General features: G+C 46.2%; 15 protein-coding genes, 1 rRNA gene and 1 other annotated feature. Of the genes, 3 read left to right on the top strand and 13 right to left on the bottom strand.

The genetic code is table 11. The annotated features are described in order from the left end of the window. The 11 genes from BUA83_RS11005 to BUA83_RS10955 form a co-directional block, all read right to left on the bottom strand. Positions 1-155: ribosomal RNA gene (locus tag BUA83_RS11005) — 16S ribosomal RNA — on the bottom strand; the annotation flags it as partial. A 244-nt stretch (positions 156-399) separates the two neighbouring features. Further along, positions 400-1,170: a histidinol-phosphatase HisJ family protein gene (locus tag BUA83_RS11000; protein WP_072936339.1), complete on the bottom strand. Its 771-nt coding sequence runs from the start codon at positions 1,168-1,170 to the stop codon at positions 400-402. Positions 1,171-1,172: 2 nt separating this feature from the next. Continuing rightward, positions 1,173-1,439 carry a TIGR03905 family TSCPD domain-containing protein gene (locus tag BUA83_RS10995; RefSeq protein ID WP_072936338.1) on the bottom strand — a complete coding sequence of 89 codons (267 nt, stop codon included), beginning with the start codon at positions 1,437-1,439 and terminating at the stop codon, positions 1,173-1,175. 114 nt (positions 1,440-1,553) lie between these two features. Next, positions 1,554-2,285, bottom strand: coding sequence for an MIP/aquaporin family protein (locus BUA83_RS10990; RefSeq protein ID WP_072936337.1), 732 nt, complete (start codon positions 2,283-2,285; stop codon positions 1,554-1,556). Between the two features lie 14 nt (positions 2,286-2,299). Next, positions 2,300-3,805: a glycerol kinase GlpK gene (gene glpK, locus BUA83_RS10985; protein WP_072936336.1), complete on the bottom strand. Its 1,506-nt coding sequence runs from the start codon at positions 3,803-3,805 to the stop codon at positions 2,300-2,302. Between the two features lie 290 nt (positions 3,806-4,095). Next, positions 4,096-4,728 carry a carboxypeptidase-like regulatory domain-containing protein gene (locus tag BUA83_RS10980; protein WP_072936335.1) on the bottom strand — a complete coding sequence of 211 codons (633 nt, stop codon included), beginning with the start codon at positions 4,726-4,728 and terminating at the stop codon, positions 4,096-4,098. A 38-nt stretch (positions 4,729-4,766) separates the two neighbouring features. Next, entirely contained in the window at positions 4,767-5,594 is an 828-nt protein-coding gene (locus tag BUA83_RS10975) for a zinc-ribbon domain-containing protein (RefSeq protein ID WP_072936334.1), read from the bottom strand. Positions 5,595-5,625: 31 nt separating this feature from the next. After that, positions 5,626-6,378, bottom strand: coding sequence for a hypothetical protein (locus tag BUA83_RS10970; protein WP_072936333.1), 753 nt, complete (start codon positions 6,376-6,378; stop codon positions 5,626-5,628). A 12-nt stretch (positions 6,379-6,390) separates the two neighbouring features. Continuing rightward, positions 6,391-7,701 (bottom strand): zinc ribbon domain-containing protein, encoded by a 1,311-nt coding sequence (locus tag BUA83_RS10965; protein WP_072936332.1) that lies wholly within the window; start codon positions 7,699-7,701, stop codon positions 6,391-6,393. Positions 7,702-7,904: 203 nt separating this feature from the next. Beyond that, positions 7,905-11,681 carry a phosphoribosylformylglycinamidine synthase gene (locus BUA83_RS10960; RefSeq protein WP_072936331.1) on the bottom strand — a complete coding sequence of 1,259 codons (3,777 nt, stop codon included), beginning with the start codon at positions 11,679-11,681 and terminating at the stop codon, positions 7,905-7,907. Positions 11,682-11,699: 18 nt separating this feature from the next. Next, entirely contained in the window at positions 11,700-12,185 is a 486-nt protein-coding gene (locus BUA83_RS10955) for a NanQ anomerase/TabA/YiaL family protein (RefSeq protein ID WP_072936330.1), read from the bottom strand. A 93-nt stretch (positions 12,186-12,278) separates the two neighbouring features. After that, positions 12,279-12,474: a binding site (T-box leader), on the top strand. Positions 12,475-12,522: 48 nt separating this feature from the next. Here BUA83_RS10955 and BUA83_RS10950 point away from each other — a divergent pair. From BUA83_RS10950 to BUA83_RS10940, 3 genes are all read left to right on the top strand, one after another. Continuing rightward, positions 12,523-13,002 carry an Lrp/AsnC family transcriptional regulator gene (locus BUA83_RS10950; RefSeq protein WP_072936329.1) on the top strand — a complete coding sequence of 160 codons (480 nt, stop codon included), beginning with the start codon at positions 12,523-12,525 and terminating at the stop codon, positions 13,000-13,002. After that, on the top strand, positions 12,999-14,174 hold the full coding sequence (locus BUA83_RS10945) for an aminotransferase class I/II-fold pyridoxal phosphate-dependent enzyme (protein WP_072936328.1): 1,176 nt from the start codon (positions 12,999-13,001) through the stop codon (positions 14,172-14,174). The genes BUA83_RS10950 and BUA83_RS10945 overlap by 4 nt, the downstream gene beginning before the upstream one ends. Before the next feature lie 104 nt (positions 14,175-14,278). Continuing rightward, positions 14,279-14,632, top strand: coding sequence for a helix-turn-helix domain-containing protein (locus BUA83_RS10940; protein WP_072936327.1), 354 nt, complete (start codon positions 14,279-14,281; stop codon positions 14,630-14,632). Positions 14,633-14,727: 95 nt separating this feature from the next. Here the strand turns inward: BUA83_RS10940 and BUA83_RS10935 are convergent, their stop codons facing one another. Together BUA83_RS10935 and alr are read right to left on the bottom strand one after the other, a co-directional pair. Beyond that, positions 14,728-15,912, bottom strand: coding sequence for an HD-GYP domain-containing protein (locus BUA83_RS10935; protein ID WP_072936326.1), 1,185 nt, complete (start codon positions 15,910-15,912; stop codon positions 14,728-14,730). 80 nt (positions 15,913-15,992) lie between these two features. Next, the gene (alr, locus tag BUA83_RS10930) at positions 15,993-17,108 is read right to left on the bottom strand and encodes an alanine racemase (protein WP_072936325.1); all 1,116 of its coding nucleotides are present in this window, start codon (positions 17,106-17,108) and stop codon (positions 15,993-15,995) included. Between the last annotated feature and the right edge of the window lie 18 nt (positions 17,109-17,126).

Here is a 17,126-nt window from a genome sequence, read left to right as displayed (position 1 = left end):
CGTTGTCCCCATCCTGAGGGCAGGTTGCCTACGCGTTACTCACCCGTTTGCCACTAGGCTCATCAAAAGCAAGCTTTTAAATCGCCCCGTTCGACTTGCATGTGTTAAGCACGCCGCCAGCGTTCGTCCTGAGCCAGGATCAAACTCTCCAATATACTATTGAAGAACCTGTTTGGCTCTCTATAATCTTTTGAGTCTAAAGCTTTCGCTTTTCTCTTTAGAAATTGTTGGTTCATGAAGCTTTGCTTCATGCCCGACATCTGGCTTGAATCAATAGATGATTCATTTCTGCATTGTTTAGTTTTCAAGGAACACCTTGTGCTTCGTCGGAGCCGTGCTCACGAGTCAGCTTCTATATATTACCTCTTGTATACATTTTCGTCAAGCACTTTTTTAATTTTATTTCAAAATTTGCATTTTGCGTGCTTCAAAGGTAACAGGAACAAGGCCGCAGGCTTCTGCAAACTGTTCAGCAACTGCGAAGTGTGCCCCTATTACATCCGGTGTGTGCGCATCCGAGCCGATGGAAGTATATTTCCCGCCAAGCTCCTTATATCTCTTATAAATCGGAACAAGGTTTTTGAAATGTATTGGCGCATCAAACCTGCGTGTATTCAGCTCCAATACAGTATCTGTTTCCACCACTGCCCGAAGTACTTCATCTATTCCATCTTTCCATACGGCATACTGGATTTCTGTATTTTCATACGGCGCGTATCTTGCTATGTAATCGATATGTCCAAGAATATCAATGTATGAGTGCAGACGCACCATGTCTGCCATCAGTGAAAAATACCGACGGTACATTTCATCCTGTGTTTTTCCCTCGTAGCAGTCCTTTTCATAGATATCATGTCCGTCTATAAGATGAATTGAGCCGATGACTTCATCAAACGGTACTTCTGCAATAAAGGCCTCTGCCTGTTCCTTTTCCCCCGGAGCAAGTCCCATCTCAACACCAAGGCGAAGCGTTTTTCCCCGCAGCGGCTCATATTCTTTCCAATAATCTTTCGGACTAAAGGTAAAATCAAGCTCACCGGGATAGCTGAAATCAATGTGCTCAGTAAAAACAATACCGATACCGAGCTTTTCAGCCGCGTCCATGGCTTCCTTTGCTTTCATCTCAGAGTCTGCGGAAAACTTCGTATGGGAGTGACTGTCAAAAATCATTTTTACGCTCCTTTTTGTTCAGCTTCGTACGCTTCAGCAAGAGCCTTTGTCAGTTGGTCTGGACAGGATGTGGGTTTATTTCCGCATCTGCAGCCGCTCAATCTTTCGATTACCTCATCCATGTCCATGCCTTTAACAAGCATGCTTATCCCCAAAAGATTTCCCGGGCAGCCGCCCTCAAAGCTGACGCTGCGGATAATTTTTCCGTCCAGTTCAACTGTTATGGAACGCGAACACGTTCCGCTTGTTTTATACACATAGCTGCTCATACATATTCCCCTTCAATTTCTGTTTGCAAACAACATCATATCACGGAGAATAAAAAAAACAAAGTTGTTCGGAAATAAAAAAACTGCGCCGCAAGGACGCAGTTTTTATTGTAATCAAAGAACGCCGAGAAGATGCGCAACAATGTATGCCAGCACGCCTCCGCAGAGCGGAGCAACAACCGGCACCCATGCATAGCCCCAATCGGAATCAGCTTTGTTCTTGAACGGAAGAACAGCATGTGCAAGGCGCGGTCCGAGATCACGTGCCGCACTCATTGCGTAGCCTGTCGGTCCGCCAAGTGAAAGTCCGAGAGCCCAGATGAGCATTCCTACGAGATACGGCCCAAGGCCTGCAGGAATCGGACCATTTGGTTTAGCAAAAATCATCCAGATGATGAACATAAGGAAGAATGTTGCAATCATCTCTGTGATAAAATTTGCCGGGATATTGCGAATTGCCGGAGCCGTGCAGAAAACGCCGCGCTTTGTCGGGCCGTCTTCAGTTTCTGCCCAGTGAGGAAGGTACGCCAGATACACAACAATACCACCGCAGAAGCCTCCTGCAATCTGAACAACGGATGTTATCACGAACTGAGGGAACGTGTATATACCTGCAAAAGTCTTTGCAAGGGTAACAGACGGGTTAAGGTCAGCCTGAGGGGCGCCGAGAGCATTGGCAGTAAATACGCCCAGCAGAACAGCAAATGCCCATCCTGCCGTAATGCAAATCCAGCCGCCGCCTGAACCGCAAGTCTTCTTAAGCGCCATATTGGCACATACGCCGCATCCAAATGTCACAAGGACAATCATTCCAACGAACTCGCCTAAAAGATTACTGATATCCATGAATCATTTCCTCCTTAGTCTTCTTCGTCTTCCAGCCAATGCATCGCATGACGTACTGCCTTGCGCCAGCCTTTATAGATTTTGTCTGCCTCTTCACGGGACATCTTCGGGTCAAAACGATTGTCGAGCTTCCATCTCTTTTTAAGCTCGTCCTTGGATTTCCATACACCGACAGCGAGACCTGCAAGATAAGCCGCGCCAAGTGCCGTTGTCTCGATTACCTGAGGACGCTCAACAGGAACACCAAGCATATCTGCCTGATACTGCATAAGCATATTATTTGCAACAGCACCGCCGTCAACCTTGAGCGATGCGAGACGGATTCCCGAATCAGCCTCCATCGCGCTCAGCACGTCGCGTGTCTGGTATGCCATGGAATCAAGCGTTGCACGGACGATATGAGCTTTCTTCGTACCGCGTGTCAGACCGATAATCATACCACGGGCACTCATATCCCAGTAAGGCGCACCAAGACCGACAAATGCAGGAACAACATAAACTCCATCTGCATCAGGCACGCGTTTTGCAATCCACTCGGAATCAGGTGCCGCGTCAATGATGCGAAGGCCGTCGCGCAGCCACTGAATAGCGGAGCCTGCAACGAAAATGGAGCCTTCAAGTGCATACTCGACCTTTCCGTCCAGTCCCCATGCGATTGTAGTAACAAGTCCGTTCTTGGACTCATAAATTTTCGTACCGGTATTCATGAGCATAAAGCAGCCCGTACCATATGTATTTTTTGCCATACCCGGCTCAAAACAGTTCTGACCGAAAAGCGCAGACTGCTGGTCACCTGCCGCACCTGCAATAGGCACGCAGCCGCCAAGGATGGAAGGAATAGTCTCTCCGTATACCTGGCTGGATGGACGAACCTCAGGAAGCATGGATGCAGGAACCGTCAGATGCTTAAGAAGCTCCTCGTCCCATTTCAGCTCGTGAATATTGAACATAAGAGTACGGGAAGCGTTGGAATAATCAGTAACATGGACTTTTCCGCCCGTAAGCTTCCAGATAAGCCAGCTGTCGATTGTACCGAAAAGAAGCTCTCCGCGCTCCGCCATTGCACGCGCGCCCTCGACATTATCAAGAATCCATTTTACCTTTGTACCGGAGAAATACGCGTCGATAACAAGGCCTGTTTTATGATGGAACTCATCCTCAAGTCCCTGGAGCTTCAAATCTTCGCAGATATCCGCCGTCTGACGCGACTGCCATACGATGGCATTGTACACAGGACGTCCTGTTTTCTTTTCCCAGACAACCGTCGTTTCGCGCTGGTTCGTGATACCGATTGCCTTGATGTCGCTGGCAAGAAGGTCTGCCTTTTCAAGCGCTTCCTTCATTACCGTCGTCATCGAGCTCCAGATTTCCTCTGCATCATGCTCAACCCAGCCCGGTTTCGGGAAATACTGAGTGAATTCCTTCTGCGATACACCTACGATGTGTGAATCCTCATCGAAGATAATCGCGCGGTTGCTAGTAGTCCCGGCATCCAGTGCCATTACATACTTGCGTGCCATTAGAAAATACCCCCTTGTTCCGAAGCATGCCCCGGAATTTTTTGAATACGTCTGTCACAAAAACAACACTGAATACATTATACGAGCCGAGAAAAGTTTTTTCAATAATGCAAGCGTTCTCTTTCGAAATTTTTATGAAATGATGAAAATTTGCATTACACCTTGAAAAACACTGCTTTATTTCGAAACGTTTTTCTTATGACATGTCTTTCCCACGAGGTCGATTGTTCCCATCTCCGTTTGCAACCAAAAACTCCTGTAATCCAAAAAAAGAATTACAGGAGTAATCATTACTTCAATGAAAAATTGGCTACCTGACCACCAACTCCATGTACTGTTGTTCTGACGACATCATATCCATCACATTTTATAGTTACCCAGTAATATTTATAATCTTCCGGAATGTGAACCTCATAATTCCCATTCTCATCTGTCTGAACAGTTATAATTCCGCTTCGTCCACCATCCTGTTCAAATGACAGTACCGCCCCTTCAACAGGATATCCTTCCGGATCCAAAACTTTTCCGGTAAGAGAATCAAAGTGCATATGTTGGTTAATTACAGAATCATTGTAAGCATAATCATAAATTCTAATCGTCCTGTAATTAATCAATTTGTAAGTCAGATAACCCTTTGCATCTTTAGGAATCTTAATGCTGTAATTTCCATTCTCATCGGTTATGCTACTTACAATTTTTCCTGTTTTATCAGCCGAGTGTTCCACAACTACACCTGCCAATGGTTCCAGCCCATCACCAACGACTTTACCGCTGATCACTACATAACCATTTGGTGCACCGCCCAATGCATTTATTCCACCAATAATATCCCCCAAGAGACTTGCATGGGCAGTGCCGCCTATAGACACCAAAGAAAACGCACACATCACGAAAATAATCATAATTTGCTTTATCTGTTTCATTTATTGTTCCTCCATATCTTTCTTACTACCATCAAAAATCACATCGGTGACTGCACATTTAATGTTGTCCCTATAAAAGCTATTATCGTTATAACAACAATTGTCAGCGCAAAAGTTGGCAGTCGCATACTTCCAATATCTACTGTTTCTGACATCATATTCTTTACTTCAGTTATTATGGCCCCTATCTCAACGTTTTCATTTCTGCGAATCAAACGGCTTGCACCGCATGAGAGCATAACGATTACAGCTCCGGCCAGAAGGAAATACAATCCTATTCCAATCCCCATATCGGAGAGCATTTTCTGTATCCCCTTCGCCATTCCCCCACCAAAGAGAAAAGATAATCCCTGAGCAGACTTATCCATTTCGGCAGACAGCTGTGCCAGCGTAGAATGAATCTTGTAGCACATATACGCAGAGACCGCGAAAATTCCGCCCCCAACTGCACAAGGAACATTAAAATTTTTCTCACTCAAATAATATGCTGACACACAGCAAAGCACTAATACGACAAAGCTTAACAGCTGGCTGACGTTTATCAAACTCGTAAGCGTGCTTACAAAGCTCGCGTTCACTATCGGGAGTAAAACGGCTATTCCCATTAAAACAATACCTATGAGACCGATTTTGTCCCATTTCGAGACACCAATTGAAGAAAGCGCTTTGTTTGATGCATTCAACAAAGCAGTTGCTTGCTCTGCCACAACATCTTTTCCCGGATTCTTTTCTACGGGAGTAATCACTGCCTCTGCATTAGGTTCAAACTCTTGATTACTTTCTTCAACAGGTTGTTTTGAACCGCACTCTGAACAAAATACTGAATCATCACTTAACTCTGTCTGACAATTAATACACTTCTTCATTTACTATTCCTCCAAAAATATATTTATCAAATTAACTTCCGACTACTTCCTGAGTTTCGTAGAACAATTCTCCCGAGGAGCTTCCTGTTGATGTTGGAGCACTTTCCATCTCTGTCTCCACTGTTGCCTCACCACTGGAGCTATAATCCTCATATTCATAGTCTTCATCATAGCTTGTATCTGATGATTCATCATAGCTCGAATTTCTCTGAACCTGCGGAGAAGCGTTCGAATACCCAAACCAGTTCACATCTTTATTCCATACGAATTTATAACGAATAGGGCCCAACCCATTCATAGTTGATGAAAAGGATAATCTCAAATCACCTTCTGAATCAACATCCATTATTGGATAAGGCAAATTCCCGCTATAATAATCCAAACTATCAATGTACTTTTCAAGCTTCTGATTATTTGGCTCATAACCCATTACCACAGCGCGTCCCAAGGTTTCCAACATAACGAAAATACGTTTTGTATCTCCATCTTCAAAAATTTTAAATGCGTACTGGGAACCTTCCGGCGAATATCCGTCCGCAATCCTCTTACCGTTCCACCAAATAATCAAGTGATATCTTTTCGCATCAGAGCCAAGCATGAGCTTACGAAAACGAATCTTGAATTTTCCATTTTCCGTATCATAGCTTTTTTCCCATGCTTGATCAGGCCCTAGTTTAAGCCATCCCGACATGGCTAAAGTACGAAAATTACCTGCATACGTTACACTACAGACACCTGTTAAGAAGAACGCAACGAGCATTGATAAAATTATTTTTTTGACCATACTTTTCCTCCATTATCTCCTCACTAGTTTACGAGCATTCCAATGAATTTTATGTACATTTACCTCAAAATTATCGAATGTCTCTTCAGGCGCCAATTCTTTCAACTGAATCAAAATAAGAGATGATGTTCCCTTACTTGGCAGTGAAAGTTTTTCTAAAATTTTATCGTGATATGCTACATCTGATAGCGAGGATATTTCTTTATCCAACGAATTTAATTTAACATCTACAAGCATATCGCCAATACCAGTTACGTAATCATCAGTTCCATTGTAAAAGAACCCAGTTACTGTAATATATTTTTTGCCATCAGCAGAATTACTCGCTGTTTCCACACTTCTTACCAAGAAAACAACTTCTTTTTTTTGCTTCAATGCCTCATTTGATGCAGTTAATTTTTCGTAATATCCTTTTTTCTTCTCTCTGTACCACGCAGTATCAAAATCCACTTTTTTAGAAATATATGTATATATTGCTGTATTCATTTTTTCTATGTGAATTAGTTTACCAATTGACTGATTATTAATTCTTAAATCTTTGTTGTCTTCTATAGCCTCTGTAAAAAGTTTTAACGATTCATCATAGGCTTCATTAAATTCTTTAAACGTTTTTTCACTATCACCAGTTCCAGGTAGACTTCTATAGGAAAAAAAGCTGCGTACACAACGATCATTTGCCAAGAGCAGGTCGCTGGTTTTTAACAAATATTCCTTTTGTGCTGACATTACAGCTAAAGTATTCCTATGCACTAATTTAGCTTTTTCAGGCGTTGGTATTTTATCTAAAAATGAATGAATGCTATCCAAACGGTCTGCCTCATCCTTTAATTTTTTTACAGCAAACTTCGTTTCTTCCGCTGCTACATCGCCATTTAATTCCCCTATCTTTTTATACGTATCCTGTATTTCCATTGATAGTGCTGTATATTTTTCACACTGGGATTCATATAATTTTTCCGTAATCATACCAAAAGCGAAATATACAATCACCAACGCGGCAATTATTGCCATAATCTTTTTTTGCTGAGGATTCACTGACCGCTTATTTCCTTCTGTAGCCGTATGGACTACAGTTTGGTTTACAGTATCATGCGTTACCTGTATCGAATTTCCCCCAGTCACACCATTTCCATCATCCACAACACTCTTGTTATCTCGCGTTTTGCCACATTTAGGACAAAATTTGCCGGTATTCCCTGTTTTTCCACAAGAACAATCCCATTCTTCCGATTTTGGACAAGCAGCTCCGCACTTTGAGCAAAATTTACCGCTGCTGCTCGCGCCACATTTTTCACAAATCCAGTGTTCCTTCACTTCCGACATATCTTTCCCCCCATTGATTCATGTCATTTAACTATAAACAGACATATTTACCAATCAATTATAATACGATTGTCCCCCCCCGCAAGACATATGTTGATTATTACTCAACACATGTCTTGCAGATATCTTTTTTGCACGCAAAAAAAGTACCAGCCAAATTAAAATACGATTTGACTGGTACTTCTGTCTTATTTTATTAATTTTTACCTGTAGTACGCTACGCCGGCTTCGAAGAGCTTCTGGTCTTTTGCTCCCGGCACGTTTACTGCAACGTACTCGCCGATACGTTCGGAGTGTCCCATCTTACCAAGAACGCGTCCGTCTGGGCTTGTGATTCCTTCTATTGCATTCACGGAGCCGTTCGGATTGAATTCTATATCGAGGGATGGTGCTCCCGACGGGTTTACATACTGTGTCGCAATCTGTCCGCGGACACGAAGGTTGGCAACAATCTCCCTGTCTGCGAAGAAGCGGCCTTCACCGTGGGAAACGGCAATCGTATGCATGTCTCCGACCTGAACATTGTTAAACCACGGAGACAGGTTAGATACAACACGCGTCTGTACCATGCATGACACATGACGTCCAATCGTGTTGAAGGTCAGTGTCGGTGAATTTATTTCAAGGTCACGGATTTCTCCATATGGTACGAGTCCAAGCTTTATAAGTGCCTGGAAGCCGTTGCAGATACCCAGCATCAAGCCGTCCTGATGACGAAGGTGCTCCATTACAGCATCCTTGATTTTCGGATTTCTGAACATTGACGCGATGAATTTTGCGGAGCCGTCAGGTTCATCACCACCGCTGAATCCACCCGGCAGCATAACAATCTGTGCTTTCTTTATGCCTGCCGCAATAGCATCAACCGTCTCCGCAACCGCTGACGGAGTGAGGTTCCTCACTATAAGTGTCTCTGCTTCTGCGCCTGCACGTTCAAAAGCTCTTGCCGTGTCGTATTCGCAGTTCGTTCCCGGGAAAACAGGAATAAACACGCGTGGTTTAGCATAATGGAGATGCGGGGTTATTTTGTTTCCTTCCTTATATAGAGCAGCAGGCGGTACTTTTCCAAGTACCTTGGTCTGAGTCGGGAAAATTTTCTCCAGCGGCGCACGCCATACGCGTTCAAGCTCAGCGAGGGTACGTACCATCTGACCGCATACAATGCTCGGCACCAGAGTTGTTTCACCAAGCTCATAATATCCTGTGCCGTTAAGTACTTCGGACACATCTGTTCCGGCTGCAACCTCTATCAGGATAGTACCGTAATCAGGTTTGAAAAGGTCGTCTCTCTGCGGAATATGGGTGAAATTAAATCCGATAGAGTTACCCATGCACATTTTCGTGACTGCCGCTGCAATACCACCATATTTGACAGTCGAAGCCGACATTACCTTGCGCGTTTCCGTCAGCTTTTCAATGCAGATGAAATTCCTTCGCAGCTGCGGGAAAAGCGGCATGTCAAAGGCATCCTTTGGTGCAGGAACGACGTAAACCTTGCTGCCGGGGAACTTAAATTCCGCGGAAATCGCCCGTTTTGCAGGCATGACATTAACTGCAAAGGCTGCCAGGGAAGGCGGCACATGGATATCCATAAAGGTTCCCGACATGGAGTCCTTGCCTCCGATTGCCGGAATCTCCAGCTCATGCTGTGCCCAGAGTGCACCCAAAAGCGCGCTGAACGGCTTACCCCATTTTTCAGGATCCTTGCCAAGGCTCTCAAAATATTCCTGCAGAGTCAGGCGGATATTTTCAGCGCTGCCTCCGAGGGCAACCATTTTGGCAGCAGCCTCAACTATGGCATACACTGCGCCGTGGAACGGACTCCATTCCATGAGATGCGGGTCAAAGCCGTACGTCATTGCGGTCGCAGTCTCAGTTTCTGCTCCCAGCATAGGAAGCTTGGCTACCATACCCTCCTGGGGCGTGAGCTGACGCTTTCCACCAAATGGCATAAGTACAGTATTTCCGCCGATTGTCGAATCAAAACGCTCGCCAAGGCCTTTCTGACTGCAAACATTAAGCTCCGAAAGATCAGCTTCCCATGCTGCCGCCAAATCACGGCCACATTTTTTGACTTCTTCAGGAATCTGCCATAAATACCTGTTTTCAGCGGACGGTATATTTATTTTTACATTCACATGCTGTCGTACACCATTCGTATCAAGGAAATCTCTTCCTATGTCAACGATTGATTTGCCCCGCCACTGCATTTTAAGGCGCGGCTCTTCTTTTACTTCTGCTACGACGGTAGCCTCGAGGTTTTCTTCGTCAGCAGCCTTGATAAATGCAGGCACATCCGATGCCGCCAGCACAACTGCCATACGCTCCTGTGATTCGGAAATAGCAAGCTCTGTGCCGTCAAGTCCCTCATATTTTTTTGGAACTGCATCAAGATTTACGGAAAGTCCTTCCGTGAGCTCACCTATTGCTACAGATACGCCGCCTGCGCCAAAATCGTTGCAGCGTTTTATTGTCGTGCTTATTTCAGGACGGCGGAAAAGTCTCTGAATTTTACGCTCAGTAGGCGGATTGCCCTTTTGAACCTCTGCTCCGCAGTTAGCCAGGGAATCAACAGTATGTTCCTTTGAAGAGCCTGTCGCCCCGCCGCAGCCGTCACGTCCTGTACGTCCTCCCACCAGCACTACAAGGTCTCCCGGCTCAGGAGCTTTGCGTACAACATTTTTCTTGGGAGCGGCAGCTATAACCGCACCAATTTCCATGCGCTTTGCCATAAAGCCTTCATGGTATACCTCGGCGACCTGTCCCGTTGCAAGACCTATCTGATTTCCATAGGAGCTGTAGCCTGCTGCAGCACCCTGTGTAATTTTCTTCTGCGGCAGCTTGCCGGGCATGGTTTCGGCAATCGGTCGGCGCGGATCTGCCGAGCCTGTGAGTCTCATTGCCTGATACACATAGGAACGTCCGGACAGCGGATCGCGGATAGCACCGCCAAGACATGTCGCCGCACCACCGAAGGGTTCAATTTCCGTCGGATGGTTATGTGTTTCATTTTTGAACATAACCAGCCAGTCTTCCGTTTCACCGCCACGGTCAGCCTTCACGACTATTGAGCAGGCATTGATTTCATCAGATGCGTCCAAATCCTCAAGCTTTCCCACTCTCTTAAGTGCCTTCATTCCGATAACCGCGATGTCCATAAGTGTCACATCACGCTTCTGTCCCGCATAAAGCTCCTCGCGGTCTTCAAGATAGCGCTGATATGCTTTCTCGATAACCGGAGTAAAATATCCTTTTTCAATATCTACAAGGTCTACAGCCGTGGTGAATGTTGTATGACGGCAGTGGTCAGACCAGTATGTATCGATTACACGGATTTCCGTAATAGTCGGGGCACGGTGCTCAGTATCGCGGAAATATTTCTGGCAAAAATCCAAATCCTCAAAGCTCATGGCAAGTCCGCGCTTTTCGTGGAAATCACGAAGCTGCGCTTCATTATATGTGTTAAACTCAGTCAAAACCTCAACATCCGAAGGAGTCTCCATCTCCATTGCGAGAGTAGTTGGTTTTTCAAGAGAAGCTTCACGGCTTTCTATCGCATTAATCATATATGACTTGATTTTCTCAAAGCTATCATCATCTACGTCCCCTACAAGAACAACAACCGTCGCGGTGTGTATCTCAGGACGCTCCTTCTGCGTTACAAGCTGGACGCACTGTGCCGCTGAATCCGCACGCTGGTCATACTGTCCGGGAAGATATTCCACGGCAAACATCCTTGCTCCCTTAAAATCCGGCAGCTTTTCTTCATAAACGGTATCGACAGGCGGCTCTGCGAAAACTACATCGCGCGTAGCTCTATATTCTTCATCACTGATTCCCTCGATATCATAACGATGGATAAGACGTACCGCTTTGAGACCCGTCAGGCGGAATGTCTCCACCAAATCATCCATGAGCTGCTGCGCGGGAATATCAAAGAAGCCCTGCCTCTTTTCCACAAAAAGTCTTCTGACTGTCATTTCTGTTCCTCCTGTGAGTTACTGTTGTTCCTTCAATAGCTCGGTCGAAACCTTCACGACCACCTTGAGCACCTTGCACGGCTTATCATCAATCGCACGACAGGGACAATGAACGTCCTTTGTAGTGAGCACGGCAAAAACGCCCGGTTTTAATACGAAATTGCTCTCAGGCACCAGCTTTTCGTAAAATTCAATATCCTTTTTTTCGTCATAGGGAGTCTTTACCTTAAGGTCAGGAGTAAAAGGACACCAGCCAAGATATTCCTCTCCATCGACTATGTACTGCACATCAATGTAGCGGCGATGCGATTCCGGGAAACACTCCTTAGCGGGCTTTGTCGTGTAGCGGGACACAGTCGCGTAAATAAGCTCGCCGTCGATTTCATAACGACCGTCTTCCATTTTAGAAAAATCCTTCTCACGAAGAAATTCAACCGCTCTTTTGACCGCCTCTGAATATGGTCCGTAGTTGGAATTAAATCCTTCAATCGTTCCAATGAGCATGATGCAACGCTCCTTTTTAATTCAAAAATAAAACCATAAAAAATTTTCTTGAATGCAATAAGCACTTGTGCTATTATTTTACCAAATCCAGACAGATATGCAATGATTGGGACAGTACATTTTATTTTTCCTTTAAGAGAGGCGGCGTTCGCTGCGAGCCGTCAGGAGATACTTTGGAACGCTCCCCATGAGCATGCCGGAGAAATTCGGCCGCGCGCCGCGATAAAGCACCACGAGTGAGCCCAATGCTCATAAAGGTGGTACCACGGGAACTGCTCTCGTCCTTTACGGACGGGAGTTTTTTGTTTTTATGCAATAAAAGACAGGAGGAGTCCAAATGAAAGAACTTTTAGAGCTTTTGGAGCATGATGCCAGACGTCCGGTCAGTGAGCTTGCCGCCATCCTTCACCGCAGCGAATACGAGGTTGAGAAGGATATCCGGCAGCTTGAAAAGGATCACATACTGCTTGGCTACAACGCCATTGTTGACTGGAACCGTGCCGGACGCAATTCTGTCGTATCCGCTATAGAGGTCAATCTCACACCCCAGCGCGAGGTCGGATTTGATGCAATTGCTGAACGCATCAGCCGTTTTGAAGAAGTCAGCTCTGTCTATCTCATGAGCGGCAGCTTTGACCTGCTCGTTATTCTTGAAGGTGAATCCCTGCAGGAGATTGCTGACTTTATCGCGACGCGCCTGGCCACAATCGAAGGTGTCACATCAACCCGCAGTCATTTTGTGTTGAAGCCCTATAAGAAAGACGGGCTCATCGTTGGCGATAAGGAACGTGACCGCAGACTGGTGGTGAGCCCATGAAGGACTGGAATAAAATTCTCTCTCCCACGGTGCAGAACGTAGCACCTTCAGGTATCCGCAAATTTTTCGATATCGCTGCCGAGATGGATGATGTAATTTCTCTCGGTGTCGGAGAACCGGACTTCGTGACGCCCTGGACAATACGTGAAAGCTGCGTCTACGGCCTTGAGCAGGGGTACACAGCATACACTGCTAACCGCGGAATGCCTGAGCTGCGCGAAGAAATTGCAAAGCTCAAGAAAACACAGGCAGGAATCGACTATGATCCCAAAACAGACATCCTCGTGACCGTAGGCGTAAGCGAAGCTCTGGACCTTGCTATGCGCGCTCTTCTGGCGCCCGGTGATGAGGTACTGATTCCTGAACCATGCTATGTTTCCTACAAGGCCTGTACTGCTCTGGCCGGCGGTGTGCCTGTCCCTGTTCCCACAAGAATAGAGAATGAATTTCGAATCACCCCTGATGACCTTGAAGCACATCTGTCACCAAAGACAAAGGTGCTGCTCATAGGCTATCCAAATAATCCTACAGGCGCCGTCATGAGTAGAAAAGAACTTCTCGCAATCGCACAGTTCGCTGAAGCTCACGACCTGATAGTAATATCCGACGAAATATACGGAGACCTCACCTATGGTAACGAGCCTCATGTTGTCTTCTCATCACTCCCTGGCATGAAAGACCGCACAATACTTCTCGACGGATTTTCAAAATCCTACGCAATGACAGGCTGGCGTATAGGCTATGCACTGGGGGCTCCCGAAATCATCGCCGCCATGACGAAGATTCATCAGTACACAATGCTCTGCGCACCTGTCACCGCACAGATTGCAGCCATTGAAGCACTCCGCCGCGGGGAGAAGTATATGAAAAAAATGGCTGCCGAATACGACCGCCGCCGTGGATTCATTTACCGAGGACTTACCGAAATCGGCTTACAATGCTTCGAGCCCAAGGGAGCCTTTTACATATTCCCTGATATACGCGTAACCGGCCTGTCGTCAGAGCAGTTTGCGGAGGATCTCCTAAGGACGGAGCATGTCGCTCTCGTACCCGGCAGTGCCTTTGGGGAATGCGGTGAAGGCTACGTCCGCTGCTCCTACGCAACAGCTCTCGATAAAATTGATGAAGCCCTGGCCCGTATAGGCAACTTCGTCAAAAAACACACAAAATGAGGTTTATTTAGTTATACCAATTTAGCATATTTCACTGCCATAAGTTAATTTTTTTGATAAAATGTATGGAAATATCATTTAGGATTATGAAAGGAGGAGAAAGGATGCAGAACAACCGCCTGCGATATCTCAGAGAAAAAGAGGCTCTCACGCAGACGAATCTTGCTAATGCGCTTCATATCGGACAGTCAACGTATAACCGTTATGAACGTGGTGTGCGCGAACCGGATCATGAGACACTCAAGAAAATAGCAGATTATTTTCACGTATCGCTTGATTTCCTGCTGAAACACGACCGTCCGTACACGCGCAAGGAACCCGGCATCGACCTGGCCTCCTTCCTCATGGACGGTTCCTATAAGATTTTTTCAAAAACCCCGACGCAAAAGGATCGGAAGCGTTTAGTGAACCTGCTTCACGCGCTTTACAATGATGAAAATGACGGACGCAAATCCTGATTCTGTCTACCATCAGCCACACTTCTGTGTGGCTTTTTTATTTGTGCAGCACATAAAAACCCTCTTTACCGATCGTCCGGTAAAGAGGGTACATATCATATTATTTTTCCTGCGCTGTAGCTGCGCAAAGGATAATTTTCCGCAAGAAAAACGAAGGGGTCCACACCCTTTTTTTCAATAAATGCCAAAAGCTCGTCATCGTTGAGTACGCGCAGAATGTCTACTCCCGGTTCTTCTGAAAGCTCCATCATAAAAGGCTCCTTCAGGAATTCGCCCTTACGCTCCGCAAAAACACAGATATCAGGCCGCAGCGTCTTTCCAAAATGCACCTTCTTCACTATTCCGATGCCAACCGTAGTTTCCATGACTGTCGTTATCGGGTACACCGCGACATTCTGGAAAAATAATTCAAGCATTGATTGATCGAACTGTCCAACCGTAAGATTTTTCATTATGTTATACGCGATATGCGGAGGGTACGGATCCTTGTAGCTTCGCTGACTCGTCAGAGCATCGTATACATCAGCAATCGCGACCACACGCGCAAGCTGTGCAATTTTATCTGCCTTCAAACCAAACGGATATCCCCGTCCATCAATGTGCTCGTGATGCTGCTCAGCAATAAGCCCCAAAAGATGCTTGCGTGGTTCATCCTTTATAAGGTCAATCTGCGCCCGCCCTGCCGAAGGATGCATACGGATAACCGCAAACTCTTCCTTTGTAAGATGCCCTGGTTTATTCAGAATCTCCTTAGGAACTATGACCTTTCCTATATCATGCAGCAGGCCGCCCAAAATAAGCGTTATCAGATTCCCCTTGGAATACCCCAGTGACACTCCCAAAAGAGCACTCAAAACAGCAACATTGACGCTGTGTGCAAAGGTATACGTATCGTGCTGCCGCACATCTGAAAGCTGCACCAAATCTCTCTGATGCATGAGAATATCATCAAGAATACGCTGTGCCGAACCCTGAAGAAGAGATATATTTATCGTTTTTTTCCGACTCACATCATCAAAAATGTCACGAAGGTTACGCAATGCTTCCGTGCGTGTCTTCTTGTCGAGGATATCACGTGGAAGATTTATATTCGAAGCCGATCTCTCCTCAGTCTCCGTTGAAAAAACCGTCAGTGAACCTATACCGAGCTCACGAAGCCGTTCAAGGTACAGCTCTGTCATCGGAATACCACTGGCAAGATAATTGACTCCGCGATCGTTATATATATTTTGTGCGGTAACCATTCCCGGTTTTATCTTCTCAAGTGGGAGGTGCAGCATGGATTCCTTACCTCATTTCGAAACTATGTATTACCGTTCTATGATAACACAAATAATCTCCAAACGAAAGCAAAACCTTATCATTTGTCCTCCACATAAACACGCGGCACACGCGGAGATATCATGCAAACGACCTCATAATTAATGGTTCCAAGCCAACCTGCCGCCTCATCCGCGGTAAGTGTCGGAGAACCGAATAGAACAGCCTCATCGCCGACACGTGCACCATTCACATCCGTTACATCAACCATACACTGGTCCATACAGATGCGGCCAACCACCGGCACACGCTGCCCGTTTATTTCCACGACCGCTTTACCTGCATAAAGCCGTGTATAACCATCCGCGTAGCCTACAGGCAGGGTTCCTACACGCATCTCTCTCGATGCCATAAACGTGCGTCCATAGCTCACCGTTTCCCCTGGGTGATAATCCTTAACACATGAAAGGCGAGCCTTTACCTTCATAACGGGCCTGAGATCTATTACATGCTCAACCTCATCTGATGGCCAAAGGCCGTATAATATAATACCTGCGCGTACCATATCAAGATGCGTCTCAGGCATCTCCAAAATCGCCGCGGAGTTTGCTATATGACGGAGCTCCAGCTTAATTCCGCGCGCCTCCACAGCAGCAACAGCCTCCTGAAAACGTCTGAACTGCTCTGCGGCGTACATTTTATCCTTCGAATCTGCAGAAGCAAAATGGGAAAACATTCCTTCAAGCCATATTCCGGGGAGCCCGGCGATTGCCGCCGCAACTGCGCCTGCATTTCCCGGTCTTACACCGATACGTCCCATTCCTGTATCAACAGCAAGATGTACCTTAGCATGCGTGTGCTGACGGAGAGCGGCCGCAGCCAGAGCAGCCGCCTGCTCAACTGTAAATACAGCCTGCGTAATACGATAACGCACAACAACATCCGCCTCCTGCGGCTGTGTCGGCCCCAATATGAGAATAGGAGTAGTAAAGCCTGCCTCTCTCAGCTTAACAGCTTCGCTGAGAACAGCAACTGCCAGATAATCAGCACCCTGCGCCACGGCTTCCCGTGCCACGGCAACAGCTCCATGCCCATAGGCATCAGCCTTCACGACCGCGCAAAATTTCGCCCCATCAGCCACACGGCTTTTGATAGCAGATATATTATGACGCAGCGCACTCAAATTAATTTCTGCCCAAGCTCCACGATTTGACATTTTACCGCCCCATCCTTT

The sequence above is a fragment of the Schwartzia succinivorans DSM 10502 genome, assembly GCF_900129225.1.
Taxonomy (GTDB): Bacteria; Bacillota; Negativicutes; order Selenomonadales; family Selenomonadaceae; genus Schwartzia; species Schwartzia succinivorans.
This window is presented reverse-complemented; position numbering and strand designations above follow the sequence as displayed.

Coding starts and splice junctions, on each gene's coding strand:
- BUA83_RS11000 (WP_072936339.1), bottom strand. CDS start 1,170: ATGATTTTTGACAGTCACTCCCATACGAAGTTTTCCGCAGACTCTGAG.
- BUA83_RS10995 (WP_072936338.1), bottom strand. CDS start 1,439: ATGAGCAGCTATGTGTATAAAACAAGCGGAACGTGTTCGCGTTCCATA.
- BUA83_RS10990 (WP_072936337.1), bottom strand. CDS start 2,285: ATGGATATCAGTAATCTTTTAGGCGAGTTCGTTGGAATGATTGTCCTT.
- glpK (WP_072936336.1), bottom strand. CDS start 3,805: ATGGCACGCAAGTATGTAATGGCACTGGATGCCGGGACTACTAGCAAC.
- BUA83_RS10980 (WP_072936335.1), bottom strand. CDS start 4,728: ATGAAACAGATAAAGCAAATTATGATTATTTTCGTGATGTGTGCGTTT.
- BUA83_RS10975 (WP_072936334.1), bottom strand. CDS start 5,594: ATGAAGAAGTGTATTAATTGTCAGACAGAGTTAAGTGATGATTCAGTA.
- BUA83_RS10970 (WP_072936333.1), bottom strand. CDS start 6,378: ATGGTCAAAAAAATAATTTTATCAATGCTCGTTGCGTTCTTCTTAACA.
- BUA83_RS10965 (WP_072936332.1), bottom strand. CDS start 7,701: ATGTCGGAAGTGAAGGAACACTGGATTTGTGAAAAATGTGGCGCGAGC.
- BUA83_RS10960 (WP_072936331.1), bottom strand. CDS start 11,681: ATGACAGTCAGAAGACTTTTTGTGGAAAAGAGGCAGGGCTTCTTTGAT.
- BUA83_RS10955 (WP_072936330.1), bottom strand. CDS start 12,185: ATGCTCATTGGAACGATTGAAGGATTTAATTCCAACTACGGACCATAT.
- BUA83_RS10950 (WP_072936329.1), top strand. CDS start 12,523: ATGAAAGAACTTTTAGAGCTTTTGGAGCATGATGCCAGACGTCCGGTC.
- BUA83_RS10945 (WP_072936328.1), top strand. CDS start 12,999: ATGAAGGACTGGAATAAAATTCTCTCTCCCACGGTGCAGAACGTAGCA.
- BUA83_RS10940 (WP_072936327.1), top strand. CDS start 14,279: ATGCAGAACAACCGCCTGCGATATCTCAGAGAAAAAGAGGCTCTCACG.
- BUA83_RS10935 (WP_072936326.1), bottom strand. CDS start 15,912: ATGCTGCACCTCCCACTTGAGAAGATAAAACCGGGAATGGTTACCGCA.
- alr (WP_072936325.1), bottom strand. CDS start 17,108: ATGTCAAATCGTGGAGCTTGGGCAGAAATTAATTTGAGTGCGCTGCGT.